12 protein-coding genes are annotated in these 13563 nt (G+C 70.9%); 2 read left to right on the top strand and 10 right to left on the bottom strand.

Going from position 1 to position 13563, the window contains the following annotated elements:
• Positions 1–2 precede the first annotated feature (2 nt).
• From OG584_RS06295 to OG584_RS06250, 10 genes are all read right to left on the bottom strand, one after another.
• A complete protein-coding gene (locus OG584_RS06295) occupies positions 3–1361 on the bottom strand; it encodes a sulfate adenylyltransferase subunit 1 (RefSeq protein WP_405775865.1) in 1359 nt (452 codons plus the stop codon).
• Positions 1362–2297, bottom strand: coding sequence for a sulfate adenylyltransferase subunit CysD (cysD, locus tag OG584_RS06290; RefSeq protein ID WP_405775863.1), 936 nt, complete (start codon positions 2295–2297; stop codon positions 1362–1364). It lies immediately after the preceding gene.
• Positions 2294–2863: an adenylyl-sulfate kinase gene (gene cysC / locus OG584_RS06285; protein WP_405775861.1), complete on the bottom strand. Its 570-nt coding sequence runs from the start codon at positions 2861–2863 to the stop codon at positions 2294–2296. The genes cysD and cysC overlap by 4 nt, the downstream gene beginning before the upstream one ends.
• Positions 2863–3564, bottom strand: coding sequence for a phosphoadenylyl-sulfate reductase (locus OG584_RS06280; protein ID WP_405775859.1), 702 nt, complete (start codon positions 3562–3564; stop codon positions 2863–2865). Before OG584_RS06280 ends, cysC begins: the two co-directional genes overlap by 1 nt.
• Positions 3561–3749 (bottom strand): hypothetical protein, encoded by a 189-nt coding sequence (locus OG584_RS06275; protein WP_405775857.1) that lies wholly within the window; start codon positions 3747–3749, stop codon positions 3561–3563. Before OG584_RS06275 ends, OG584_RS06280 begins: the two co-directional genes overlap by 4 nt.
• Entirely contained in the window at positions 3746–5443 is a 1698-nt protein-coding gene (locus tag OG584_RS06270) for a nitrite/sulfite reductase (protein WP_405775855.1), read from the bottom strand. The genes OG584_RS06275 and OG584_RS06270 overlap by 4 nt, the downstream gene beginning before the upstream one ends.
• A gap of 174 nt (positions 5444–5617) precedes the next feature.
• Complete coding sequence (locus OG584_RS06265; RefSeq protein WP_317824784.1) at positions 5618–5701, bottom strand: putative leader peptide; 84 nt, start codon at positions 5699–5701, stop codon at positions 5618–5620.
• Between the two features lie 115 nt (positions 5702–5816).
• Positions 5817–6386: a GNAT family N-acetyltransferase gene (locus OG584_RS06260; RefSeq protein WP_405775853.1), complete on the bottom strand. Its 570-nt coding sequence runs from the start codon at positions 6384–6386 to the stop codon at positions 5817–5819.
• A gap of 52 nt (positions 6387–6438) precedes the next feature.
• Positions 6439–7740 carry a GAF domain-containing protein gene (locus OG584_RS06255; protein WP_405775851.1) on the bottom strand — a complete coding sequence of 434 codons (1302 nt, stop codon included), beginning with the start codon at positions 7738–7740 and terminating at the stop codon, positions 6439–6441.
• 314 nt (positions 7741–8054) lie between these two features.
• Entirely contained in the window at positions 8055–9692 is a 1638-nt protein-coding gene (locus OG584_RS06250; RefSeq protein WP_405775849.1) for an acyl-CoA dehydrogenase family protein, read from the bottom strand.
• Positions 9693–9709: 17 nt separating this feature from the next.
• Between OG584_RS06250 and OG584_RS06245 the strand changes: the two genes are divergently transcribed.
• Both OG584_RS06245 and OG584_RS06240 read left to right on the top strand, forming a co-directional pair.
• Positions 9710–10876, top strand: a complete 1167-nt coding sequence (locus tag OG584_RS06245; protein WP_405775847.1) for a YihY/virulence factor BrkB family protein — start codon at positions 9710–9712, stop codon at positions 10874–10876.
• A 288-nt stretch (positions 10877–11164) separates the two neighbouring features.
• Complete coding sequence (locus tag OG584_RS06240; RefSeq protein ID WP_405775845.1) at positions 11165–13483, top strand: ATP-binding protein; 2319 nt, start codon at positions 11165–11167, stop codon at positions 13481–13483.
• Positions 13484–13563: the final 80 nt, after the last annotated feature.

The raw sequence follows: 13563 nt of genomic DNA, 5'->3' as shown, positions 1-13563 counted from the left end.
GACTAGAAATCCCACCCGGTCTCGTCCGGTACGGGCTCGGCCGTCCCTGCCACGCTCTGTGCCGTGGCGGCGAAGGCGTCGCCCGCCATGCCCGCCGCCAGCGTGGTGCCGTCGGCCGGGTCGATCAGCAGGAAGGAGCCGGTCCGCCGGGAATCCGCGTACGCGTCCAGAGCCAGCGGCTCGGCGGTTCGGATGACGACGCGTCCGATGTCGTTGGCGACCAGCTGTCCCGGGGCCGGGTGCTGGGACAGATCGTCGAGGGTCAGCCGGGACGGGATGTCCTTGACGATCGCCTTGACCGTGCGGGTGGTGTGCTTGAGCAGCACCCGCTGCCCCACCGCCAGCGCCGAGTCGGCCACATGGCACACGGTCGCCAGTACGTCCTGCGTCGGTACGGGAGCGTGTGCGCTCGGTGCGATCAGATCGCCGCGCGAGATGTCCAGGTCGTCGGTGAGCCGCACGGTCACCGACTGCGGGGCCCAGGCGATGTCCGCGCTCTGCCCCAGCACGTCGATCCCGGCGATCGTCGACGTACGGCCCGAAGGCAGCACCGTGACGGCCTCGCCGACCCGCAGCGCGCCCGAGGCGATCTGGCCCGCGTAGCCCCGGTAGTCGGGGTGCTCGGCGGTCTGCGGGCGGATCACGTACTGGACGGGGAAGCGGGCCTTGCAGCCGGTGAGGTCGTGGCTGGAGGGGACCGTCTCCAGATGTTCCAGGACAGTGGGACCGCCGTACCAGTCCATGTTGGCGGATGGCTCCACCACGTTGTCACCGGCCAGCGCGGATATCGGGATCGCGGTGATCTCCGGGACGCCGAGCGAGGCGGCGTACGCGGTGAACTCCTCGGCGATGGCCGCGAACACCGGCTCGGCGTAGTCGACCAGGTCCATCTTGTTGACGGCGAGCACCACGTGCGGCACCCGCAGCAGGGCGGCGACCGCGGCGTGGCGGCGCGTCTGCTCGACCACACCGTTGCGGGCGTCCACCAGCACCACCGCGAGCTCGGCGGTGGAGGCGCCGGTCACCATGTTCCGGGTGTACTGCACATGGCCCGGGGTGTCCGCGAGGATGAACCGGCGCCGGGGTGTGGCGAAGTAGCGGTAGGCGACATCGATGGTGATGCCCTGCTCGCGCTCGGCGCGCAGGCCGTCGGTGAGCAGTGCGAGGTCGGGGGTCTCCTGGCCGCGGCTGATCGAGGCCTGCTCGACGGCTTCGAGCTGGTCCGTGAAGATCGACTTGGAGTCGTGCAGCAGGCGGCCCACCAGGGTGGACTTGCCGTCGTCGACGGAGCCGGCGGTGGCGAAGCGCAGCAGCGTGGTGGCCGAGAGGTGATCGGCCGACCGGGTGGTCGATGTGGTCATTTAGAAGTACCCCTCACGCTTGCGGTCTTCCATCGCGGCCTCGGACACCTTGTCGTCGGCGCGGGTCGCGCCCCGCTCGGTCAGCCGGGACGCGGCGATCTCGGTGATCACGGCTTCGAGCGTGGTGGCTTCGGAGTCGACCGCGCCGGTGCAGGACATGTCGCCGACGGTGCGGTAGCGCACCAGGCGGGTCTCGACGCTCTCGGTGTCCTTGGGCCCGCCCCACTCACCGGGGGTCAGCCACATGCCGGAGCGCTTGAACACCTCGCGCTCGTGGGCGAAGTAGATCTCCGGGAGGTCGATCTGCTCCCGCTCGATGTACTGCCAGACGTCCAGCTCGGTCCAGTTGGAGAGCGGGAAGACCCGGACGTGCTCGCCGGGCGCGTGGCGGCCGTTGTAGAGCTGCCACAGCTCGGGGCGCTGGCGGCGCGGGTCCCACTGGGAGAACTCGTCGCGCAGCGAGAAGACCCGCTCCTTGGCGCGCGCCTTCTCCTCGTCCCGGCGCCCGCCGCCGAACACCGCGTCGAAGCGGTGCTGCTGGATGCCCTCGGTCAGCGGGACCGTCTGGAGGGGGTTGCGCAGCCCGTCGGGCCGCTCGCGCAGCTTTCCGGCGTCGATGTACTCCTGGACGGAGGCCACATGGAGCCGCAGCCCGTGCTCGGCCACCACCCGGTCGCGGTAGGCGAGTACCTCGGGGAAGTTGTGCCCGGTGTCGACGTGCAGCAGCGAGAACGGCACGGCGGCCGGGGCGAAGGCCTTCAGCGCCAGGTGCAGCATGAGGATGGAGTCCTTGCCGCCGGAGAAGAGGATCACCGGCCGCTCGAACTCGCCCGCGACCTCGCGGAAGATGTGGACGGCCTCGGACTCCAGGGCGTCCAGGTGGCTCAGGGCGAACGGGCTGTCGGTACCTTCGGTGACAGTGGCGGCGGTCGTCATCGGGCCAGGCCCCTCTCGGTGAGCAGCGCGTGCAGCGCGGCTGCGGACTCCTGCACGGTCTGGGTGTGCGACTCGATGCGCAGGTCCGGGGTCTCCGGCGCCTCGTACGGGTCGTCCACCCCGGTGAGTCCGGAGATCTCGCCCGCCGCCTGCTTGGCGTACAGGCCCTTCACATCGCGTACGGAGCACACGTCGACCGGGGTCGCGACATGCACCTCCAGGTACGTGGTCCCGGTGCTCGCGTGCCGTTTGCGGACCGCCTCGCGGCTGTCCGCGAACGGCGCGATGACCGGTACCAGCGCCTTCACCCCGTTGGACGCCAGCAGTTCGGCGACGAAGCCGATCCGCTGGACGTTGGTGTGCCGGTCCTCGCGGCTGAAGCCGAGGCCCGCCGAGAGGAATTCGCGGATCTCGTCGCCGTCGAGCACCTCCACCCGGTGGCCCTCGCCGCGGAGGGTGTCCGCGAGTTCACGGGCGATGGTGGTCTTGCCCGCGCTCGGCAGACCGGTGAGCCAGACAGTGGCTCCCTGGTCCGTCGTCATCTCGTTCTCCTGATCCCTCGTCATCAGCCGTGCAGCCCGCACTCGGTCTTGTTGCTGCCGGCCCAGCGGCCGGCTCGGGCGTCCTCGCCCTCCTCGACCCGCCGGGTGCAGGGCGCGCAGCCGATCGAGGGGTACCCGTCCGTCAGCAGCGGGTTGGTGAGGACCCCGTGCTCGGCGACGTACGCGTCCACGTCGTCCTGCGTCCAGCGGGCGATCGGCGAGATCTTGATCTTCTGGCGCTTCTCGTCCCAGCCGACGACGGGGGTGCCCGCACGGGTGGGGGACTCGTCGCGGCGCAGGCCGGTCGCCCAGGCCGAGTAGTTCTTGAGCCCGTCCTCCAGCGGCTTGACCTTGCGCAGCGCGCAGCACAGGTCGGGGTCGCGGTCGTGCAGTTTCGGGCCGTACTCGGCGTCCTGCTCGGCGACGGTCTGCCAGGGCAGCAGGGTGATGACGTTGACGTCCATCACGGCCTCCACCGCGTCGCGGGTGCCGATGGTCTCGGGGAAGTGGTAGCCCGTGTCGAGGAAGACGACATCCACTCCGGGGAACGCGCGGGAGGCCAGGTGGGCCACTACCGCGTCCTCCATCGAGGAGGTCACGCAGAAGCGATCGCCGAAAGTGCCGGCCGCCCAGCGGAGGATCTCCAGGGGCGACGCGTCCTCGAGTTCGCGCCCCGCGCGCGCGGCGAGTGCCTTCGGATCTTCGGTCTCCAGAGTGCCGGTCATATCCCGTCCCCTTCAACGCCGTTGGCCGGACTGTGCTGAAGCCCACGGGCCAGCAGCCCGAGGAACTTCAACTGGAATGCGCGGTTGCACGCCGCGCATTCCCAGGCGCCGTGCCCGCTCTCGTTGGGGCGCAGGTCCTCGTCGCCGCAGTAAGGGCAGAAGAAGGGCGCCGCTCGCTCGCTCACGACAGGGACTCCGCTTCCGCGCGTGCGGCCCATGCCGCGAACCGCTCGCCGTCCTCGCGCTCCGCCTGGAAGTTCTTCAGGACCCGCTCGACGTAGTCGGGCAGGTCATCCGAAGTGACCTTGAGGCCGCGGACCTTGCGGCCGAACCCGGCCTCCAGGCCCAGTGCGCCTCCCAGGTGCACCTGGAAACCCTCGACCTGGTTGCCGTCCTTGTCGAGCATCAGCTGGCCCTTGAGACCGATGTCGGCGACCTGGATCCGGGCGCAGGCGTTCGGGCAGCCGTTGATGTTGATGGTGATCGGCTCGTCGAACTGCGGGATCCTGCGCTCCAGTTCGTCGATCAGCGAGGCCCCGCGCGCCTTGGTCTCGACGATCGCCAGCTTGCAGAACTCGATGCCGGTGCAGGCCATGGTGGAGCGCCGGAACGGCGAGGCGTTGACCTTGAGGTCGAGCGCTTCGAGACCGGAGACGACCGAGTCGACCTGCGACTCCTCGATGTCCAGCACGATCATCTTCTGCTCGGTCGTGGTGCGCAGCCGGCCGGAGCCATGGGCCTCCGCGACCTCGGCGATCTTCGTCAGGGTGGTGCCGTCCACCCGTCCGACGCGGGGCGCGAAGCCGACGTAGAAGCGGCCGTCCCGCTGCTTGTGGACCCCGAGGTGGTCGCGCCAGACATCGGCGGGCTGCTCGGGCGCGGGGCCGTCGGTCAGCTTCCGCTGGAGGTACTCGTCCTCCAGGATCTGCCGGAACTTCTCCGGGCCCCAGTCGGCGACGAGGAACTTCAGCCGGGCGCGGGTGCGCAGCCGGCGGTAGCCGTAGTCCCGGAAGATCGAGATGACGCCCTCGAAGACGTCGGGCACCTCGTCCAGCGGCACCCAGGCGCCGAGCCGGACACCGAGCTTGGGGTTGGTGGAGAGCCCGCCGCCCACCCACAGGTCGAAACCGGGGCCGTGCTCGGGGTGGTCGACACCGACGAACGCGATGTCGTTGATCTCGTGCGCCACATCGAGCTGCGGGGAGCCGGAGATCGCGGTCTTGAACTTCCGGGGCAGGTTGGAGAAAGCGGGGTTGCCGATGAAGCGGCGCTGGATCTCGTCGACGGCCCAGGTGCCGTCGATGATCTCGTTCTCGGCGACGCCGGCGACCGGGGAGCCGAGGATCGTACGGGGGGTGTCACCGCACGCTTCGGTGGTCGACAGACCGACCTCCTCCAGGCGCCGCCAGATCTCCGGGACGTCCTCGATCCTGATCCAGTGGAACTGGATGTTCTGCCGGTCGGTGAGGTCCGCGGTGCCGCGCGCGAACTCCTGCGAGATCTCGCCGATGACCCGCAGCTGCTGGGTGGTGAGCCGGCCGCCGTCGATGCGGACGCGCATCATGAAGAACTCGGCGTCCAGCTCCTCGGGCTCCAGGACCGCGGTCTTGCCGCCGTCGATGCCTTCCTTGCGCTGGGTGTAGAGACCCCACCAGCGCATCCGGCCGCGCAGATCGCCGCCGTCGATGGAGTCGAACCCGCGCTTGGAGTAGATCGTCTCAATGCGTGTCCGCACGTTGAGACCGTCGTCGTCCTTCTTGGTCTGCTCATTGCCGTTCAGCGGGGTGAAGTGGCCCTTGGCCCACTGGCCTTCGCCACGGTGACGGCTCACTTTGCGTCGGGGCGTGGCTGGCTGGGGTGTTTCCGGGCTGGCGGCCATGATGCTTCGTCCTTCTGTGGCGGCTCGAGAGGGCGGTCGATCAAGCTGAAGAGACCCCTGTGGCCTGCCTGTTCATGGCAGGGCACGGCGGCGGGGATGATGCTGGACCCCGGCAGGGGACTTCGCTCGTCCGCTACGACGGGGACGGCGGGAAATCGGCGTGGCTGGTGGAGATCAGCGCGCCGGACAGATGGCGCTGGACATGCGGCAGAGATCGACGTGGCGTCGACTCACCAAGGCAATTCCAGTTCCAGACATGACGGAAGCGTGTCACGGCGATCTCGCACCAGTCCACCACTATCCAGGATATGGACGAGATGGTCCCGTATCGCGAGACGCTGTGGCGTCCGTCACTCGGTGGTGATCATGGTGATCACGCAATCGCACCCGGCCACGGGCCCGGAGTCGGTACGTTCTCCTCTTCCGCCGTCGTGGTCCTGAAGAGCCGGAACCCGCGGTGCAGGTAGTTGTCCATCGCGTGCGCCCCGTCCTTGCTGCAGGTGTGCACCCGGACCCGCTCGGTCGGCGCCCGCCCGGGGGTCCGGTCCGCGAGGTCCCAGGCCCGCCGGACGCCGTGCGTGAGGAGGTGGCCGCCGATCCGCCGGCCCCGGAAGGCCGGGATCAGCCCGAAGTACATGATCTCCACCTCGCCGCCGTCGTGCCCGGCCAGCTCCACGTATCCGGCCGGCGTACCCCGGTCGTACGCCACCCAGGTCTCGGTGCCCGGCCGCCCGAGCACCTCCTGCCACTGGGCATACGACATCGACAGCCGGTCCGTCCACCGGATGTCCCCGCCCACGGAGGCGTAGAGGAACCTGCTGAACTCGGGGGAGGGGACCTCGGCCCGGACGATACGGACGCCGCCGCCGGGCTCGGCAGCCGGCCGCAGGTCGGCGGGCGATGTCTGCTCCAGATGCCAGGTGGTCACGGTGACGGTGTTCATGGTGCCCAGCGAATCATGGGGCGCCGCCGGGTCGCGCGGCAGCCCTGCGGCTTCACAGCGGAGGCAAGGACCGGCGCACCGCGGGCGCCGTCGAGTGCGGAAGCAGCTCCGCCGGGTCGTCGGGGCCCGTCACCTCCACCTCGACCCCCTCGGCGAAGCGGTACGGGCGGTGTGCCAGCACCTCGGCGAGCCCTCGGCGCACCCGCGACATCTCCGCCCTGACCGTCACATTCCGCGTCGGGTCGCCGAACAGGTCGTCCGCCAGCTCTGCCGCCGTGCGGCCCTCGCGGTGCAGGCTCAGTACGTACAACAGCTCGGCGTGGCGGGGTGTCAGCTCCTGGGTCCAGCTGCCGGACGCCCCCGACACGGTGACCGACCAGCGCCGGCGTCCGCTCAGGTCGAGCACGACCCGGCTCGCCGCGGCCCCGTCCGCCGGGCGCCGCGGACCCGTCACCTCCCCGGCCGGGCGGATCAGCCAGCCCCCGGGCAGCGCCTCCACCGTGCACATCCCGAGCGAGGGCAGCCAGATCCGCCCCGCTCCGAACGACTTGGGCAGCGGCAGCCGGCCGGGCGGCGGCATCCCGGTCACCGCGGCCGGCCAGCCGTGCGCGTCCACCACGAGGGCCCGGCCGCCCACCCTGCTGAGGACCGGCGCGGCCACCGACCGCAGACGTTCCACGGATTCGAGATGCCGGTCCCGCAGCTCCGAGGCCGCCAGCCGGGCCACCGAGTCCACCAGCGCGAGCATCGCCGGGTGGAAGGTGGAGTCGGGCCCGCTGACGTCGATGACGCCGAGCAGCTTTCCGTCGCGGGGGTCCTGGACAGGCGCGGCGGCGCAGGTCCAGTCCTGCAGCGTACGGACGAAGTGCTCGGCGGAGTGCACCTGGAGGGTCTGGCCGGTCGCCAGGACGGTGCCGACCGCGTTGGTGCCGGTGGAGCCCTCGCTCCAGGCGGCGCCTTCCTGCAGCCAGATGCCGTCGGCCCGGCGCAGCACGGCCCGGTTGCCCTCCCGCCACAGCACCCGGCCCTCGGTATCGGTGACCACCATGACCTGCATCGACGCATCGGCCACCGTGGCGAGTCCGTGGCTGAGCGCCGGCAGCAGCTCGCCGATGGCGGTGGCTCTGCGCCGGTGCTCCAGCTCCTCGGCGCCGAGCAGCACGCTGCTGGTGTCCCGTTCCGGGTCGAGCCCGATCCGGAGCATCCGCTGCCAGGAGGCGCCGATGACGGGGCGCGGCCCCACCTCGGGGCGGTCCCCGGAGAGCGCGGCCTCACGTATGCCGTGCAGCGTACGGGCGCTCTCGCGGGTGTGCCTGACCATGGGGCCGGCCACGTTGGAGGCTCCGGTCCTCATGGGTACTCCCGAATGTGATCCACGACGGTGAACTGACGGTCCGGCTGATCCACTGCGGGCGGGCGCCGCTGCCCCGCCCGGTGCCTCCTGGCCGGGTGCCCATCGTGCATGTCCCGGCTGCCGCGCGCACCGGAGTCGCCGCAACGCGTGCAACTGTCTGCAACCCTGGTGTAAGCATGGCGGGTTGTACGAAGGTGGGGGGTCAGCCGGGGTGGTGCCGTGTCGGCGCAGCACCAACCCCGGCTGGCCCCGCCCGTACCGCTTCCGCCGCACGGGGAGGCACCCCTGCCCCGTCCGGGCCCGGCTCCCGCCCCTTACCCGCAGGCTCGGGCCCGGTCGACGACCGACCCGAGATCGAGGGTGTGCGGCAGGGTGCCGAAAGCCGTACCCCAGTCACCGCCCAGCCGTGACGCGCAGAACGCGTCGGCGACCTCAGGCGGCGCCCAGCGCACCAGCAGCGAGCCCTGGAGCACCAGCGCGACGCGCTCGGCGACCCGGCGCGCTCGGGCCTCGATGCCCTCCAGATCGGCGAGCTCCGTCAGCAGATCCCTGATCGCCCGGTCCAGCCGGTGGTCGGCGCCGCGCGCCCGGCCCACCTCCTGAAGGAAGGCGTTGAGTGCCTGCGGCTCGCGCTGGAGAGCCCGCAGCACGTCCAGCGCCTGCACGTTTCCCGAGCCCTCCCAGATGGAGTTGAGCGGCGACTCGCGCAGCAGCCTGGGCATCCCGGACTCCTCGACGTAGCCGTTGCCGCCCAGACACTCGAGCGCCTCGGCCACCACAGGCGTACAGCGTTTTGTCACCCAGTACTTGGCCGCCGGTACGGCGAGCCGCAGGAACGCCCGCTCCTCCTCCGTGTCGCTGTCGTACGCGGCGGCCAGCCGCATCGCCAGTGTCGTCGCCGCCTCCGACTCCAGCGCCAGATCGGCCAGGACGTTGCGCATCAGCGGCTTGTCGATCAGCTCCCCGCCGAACGCCCGCCGGTGCTCGGCGTGGTGCACCGCCTGCGCCACGGACTGCCGCATCAGCGCGGCGGAACCGATCGCGCAGTCGAGCCGGGTCGCCGCCACCATCTCGATGATGGTGCGCACCCCCCGGCCCTCGTCGCCCACCCGGCGCGCCCAGGTCCCGTCGAACTCGACCTCGCCGGAGGCGTTCGACCGGTTGCCCAGTTTGTCCTTCAGCCGCTGGATCGCGAACACGTTGCGGGCCCCGTCCGCCAGCACCCGCGGCACCAGGAAGCAGGTCAGCCCTTCCGGCGCCTGTGCCAGCACCAGGAAGCCGTCGGACATCGGCGCCGAGCAGAACCACTTGTGCCCGGTGAGCAGGTACTCGCCGCCGTCGCCCGCGACCGGCACCGCCGTCGTCGTGTTGGCGCGGACGTCGCTGCCGCCCTGCTTCTCCGTCATCGCCATCCCGAACAGGGCCCCCGGCTTGCTGCCCGGGGACCCCAGCTCCCGTTCGTACACGTGCGAGGTGAGGCGCGGCTCCCACTCGGCGGCGAGAGCGGGATCGGCGCGCAGCGCGGGCACCGCCGCATGCGTCATGGACACCGGGCAGCCGTGCCCCGCCTCGACCTGCGCCCACACCAGGAACCCGGCCGCCCGCCGCACATGACCGGCCGGTCTGCCCCAGGCATCCGTCAGCCCCGCCGACACGGCCTTGCCGAGCAGCCGGTGCCAGGCCGGATGGAACTCCACCTCGTCGATCCGGTGCCCGTAGCGGTCGTGGGTCAGCAGCCTGGGCGGGTTCTCGTTCGCCTGGAAGCCCCACTCCCGCGCCTGTGCCGATCCGGCGCTGCGGCCGAGGAGGGCCAGCTCCCCCCGTACCTCGCCGGCGAGTTCCGGGGCGGTGTGCCGGTCCACGGCCTCGGACAGGACCCTGTCGGTGGTGAAGACGTCGTGTCCCACCAGGAGGGGAGGCTGGTTGGTCACAGTGTGAGTGCTCGGTGCCATGGGGCTACGGTATGGAGGTGCAGGCAGCAAATGAAACAGGGGAGCGGCATTCAGGGCTGCTCCACCGGGCCAGAGCCCTCTACCGCAACGTCTCGAAGCGCCGTATGGCGTGGTTGCTACTGAAGGACACCGTCAACTCGTGCATGGAGTACCGGATCCTGGGACTCGCGGCGGAGGCGGCGTTCTTCACGCTGCTCTCCCTGCCGCCACTGCTGCTCAGCCTGATCGCCCTGCTCGGCTATGTCGACGGCTGGACCGACACGCACACCGTCGCCAGCCTGGAGACCAACCTGCTGCACGCGGCGAGCACCGTTCTCTCCGACCGCGGTGTCCATGACTTCGCCGAGCCGCTCCTGAAGAACGTCACCCACGGCAAGCGCCCCGATGTCGTGTCGATCGGTTTCGCCTTCGCGCTGTGGTCCGGGTCCCGGGCGGTCAACGTCTTCATCGACACGATCACCGTGATGTACGGGCTGGACGGCCGGCGCGGCATCGTCATGACCAGGCTGCTGTCCATCGTGCTGTACATCGTCGCGCTGGTCATCGGGGCCGTGGTGCTGCCCCTCGCGGTGGTGGGGCCCGACCGGGTCGTCGAGTTCGTGCCCGGCGGTGAGCAGCTCGTCTCCGTCCTCTACTGGCCGGTGGTGGTCCTGCTGTCGATCGCCTTCCTCACCACGCTCTACCACGTGTCCGTGCCGGTGCGCTCGCCCTGGATCGAGGACGTACCGGGCGCCCTGGTGGCGCTGGCGATGTGGTTCCTGGGGAGCGTGCTGCTGCGCATCTACCTCACCAGCACCGTCGAGGGACCGACGATCTACGGTTCGCTGGCCGCTCCCGTCGCCGTGCTGCTGTGGATCGGGGTCTCGGCCTTCGCCGTCCTGGTCGGCGCCGCGGTCAACGCAGCGATCGACCGGATCTGGCCGTCGGTGGCGACAGCGGCCGCACGCGCGGCGAACGAACGGCTCCGGGCCCAGCAGACCGCCCGCCCGGAAGGCGGAGCTCACGTCCCGGGGCACCCGGGCGCCGGAGTACCGGACCTCGATGACGACGGTTCGGACATGCCGTCCGAGTTCCCCGAGCGCTGGTCGAGATTCCTGCCGCCCGAGGACGTCACGGCCCGGCTGCGCACGAAGAAGCAGGACGACAAGCACAGCGGACGGCACGAAGGGCCGGACAAGGACTGACCGGGCGCAAGGACTTGGCGCTGCGTCTCCAGGGCGCGCCGGCCCCGCCCCGCACCGCCCGGCGCCGTACCCCCGCCAACTGTCCCGGTGGTACCGCGGGTCACGGCCTTGGCGAAGGCTTGGGAACGCCCTTACGGAAAACGTTCCCGCCCGGACCGCCGGGGTCGCTCGTCCGGTTGCTCTACGGGCTTGCGGCTGTCACGGAATGTGGTGGAGCCCGTACGCTGAGGTGCGCAACGGAGACGCGCGTGGTGCGCGCAGACGTTCAGGAAGCGCGGCGGGGGCGGTATGGAACTCGGTTACAGTCGGCGCACCGGTGAACTGCCCGCGGAGGTGACCGGATTCATCGGCCGCTCGGCGGAGCTCGACATGATCCGTGAGCTGTTCGTCCGGGCGAGGCTGGTGACTCTCGTGGGCCCCGGTGGTGTGGGCAAGAGCCGGCTGGCGCTGCGCGCCGCACTCACCCTCAAGGGGGAGTACGCGGACGGAGTCGTCCTGGTGGAACTCTCGTCGCTGCGCGACCCCGAGCTGCTGCCCCAGGCCGCGGCGAGCGCGCTGGGTCTCGCCGAGCAGTCCGGCCGGACCCTGCTGGACGTCGTCATGGAGCACCTGCAGGAACGGCGGCTGCTGCTCGTCCTGGACACCTGCGAACACCATCTCGACGCCTGCGCCTTCCTCGCCGACCTGCTGCTGCGCGAGGCACCAGGGGTGACGGTGCTGGCCACCAGCAGGCAACCGCTCGACGTCCCCGGGGAGCACACCCTGCCGGTACCGCCCCTGGCGCAGGACGATGCGACGACGCTCTTCGAGCAGCGCGCGGCGGCGGTGGTGCCCGGCTTCCGGATCAACGCCGCCAACCACCAGGACGTGCTGGCGCTCTGCCGCCGCCTCGACGGCATCCCGCTCGCCATCGAACTCGCCACGGTACGGCTCAGAGCCATCCCGCTCGATCAGCTGACCGCCCGGCTCGAACGCCGCTTCAGAGTGCTCACCGGCGGCCGCCGCAGCTCGGCCCTGCCCCGTCATCAGACGCTGCGCACGGCGATCGACTGGAGCCACGACCTGTGCTCCGCCGAGGAACGGCTCCTCTGGGGGCGGCTGTCGGTGTTCGCGGGACCGTTCGATCTGGTGGCAGTCGAAGAGGTCTGCTCGGGGGCCGGCCTGCCGCGCGACGAGATCCTGGAGCACCTCATCGGCCTGGTCGACAAGTCGGTCGTGATGAGGGTGGAGCGGGACTGTGAGGACGGCTCCCGCTACCGGCTGCTCGACACCATCAGGGAGTACGGAGCGGACCACTGCGCCACGCTCGACGGCGAGCAGGAACGCTGCCGCGCCCGGCACCGCAGCCATTACCTGGCCCGCGTCCAGCACTTCTACGACACGGTTCTGACCTCCGAACAGGTGCCGCTCTACTGGCAGTTGCACCGCGATCTGGCTGATCTGCGGAGCGCGCTCGACTATTCGCTCTCCCGTCCCGACGGCATCAGGCCGGGCCTGGAGATGGCCGCCATGCTCTGGCCGTTCTGGCTGACCGCCGGGCTGTCCAAGGAAGGCCGCTACTGGCTGGGCAAAGGCATCGACGCCGACCCGGCACCCTGCCGTGAACGGGTGCTCGCGATGGTCTGGCGCAGCCTTCTCGCCCTGGTGCAGGGCGACCTCGAACCGGCGCTCGCCGGATTCGAGGCGAGCCGGGAGGCGGCCGGGCAGGCAGGGTCGGAGCTCGATATCGCCCTGGCCACCGGCTACACCGGGGGAGTCCGCTGGCTGCTCGGCGACCCCGAGACGGGACAGCGGCTCCTCGACGAGGCGTTGTCCCGCCAGCACCGGATCAACGACCGTCTCGGACTGGTCGTCTTCCACTACCAGAAGGGCTATATGCACGCGGTGCTGCGTGACCCCGATGCCGCTGTCGAGGAGTGTGAGAAAGCGCTGCTGCTGCTCGGTGACGAGAGCGGTGAGTGCATCATCAAGGGGCAGATCCTGGCCATCGAGGCCATGGCGGCCTGGGCGCGGGGGAAGCCCGCCGAATGCGTGGCGCTGGCCCGCTCCGGCCTGCACCGCAGCCGCGAGGTCCGGGAGATGTTCGGCGCTGCGAACAGCCTGGAACTGCTGGCCTGGGGAGCCGCCGCTCTCGCGAGTCCCAGCCGGGCGGCCTGGCTGCTGGGCGCGGCCGGGGCGCTGTGGCGCAAGGTCGGCTCCCCGATGATGGGGGCCGCGGTGTACCTCGACGGCCACACCCGGGTCGAGAGCGACGTACGTGCGGAGCTGGGCGAGGCGGAGTTCGCCCGGCTCTTCGCGCAGGGCGCGGAACTCCCGCTGGAACGGGCCGTGGAGCTGGCGCTCATGGACGCCGAGACCCCGGCGGTTCCCATCCCTGGGCAGCCGGACTCCGCTCCGGGCGACACGCTGACCCGCAGGGAGCGCCAGGTCGCCGCACTGGTCTCCGAAGGGCTCACCAACCGGGAGATCTCCGAACAGCTGGTGATCTCCAAGCGCACCGCCGACGCCCACGTCGAGCACATTCTGGCGAAACTCGGCTTCTCCTCCCGCGCGCAGATCGCGGCACTGGCCGGGCACGCCGAAGGCACCGGATCGCCACCGGAGTGACCTCCCGGTCCTGACACGGCGGTCCGGGCCCTGGAAGGCGACACCGCTCGCGGCGGCGCCCTCCGGCCCCGGCCCGCGCG

The organism is Streptomyces sp. NBC_00859, assembly GCF_045161865.1.
Classification (GTDB): domain Bacteria; phylum Actinomycetota; class Actinomycetes; order Streptomycetales; family Streptomycetaceae; genus Streptomyces.
Note: the sequence above shows the minus strand (reverse complement) of the source record. Positions and strands in the feature narration are given on the sequence as shown.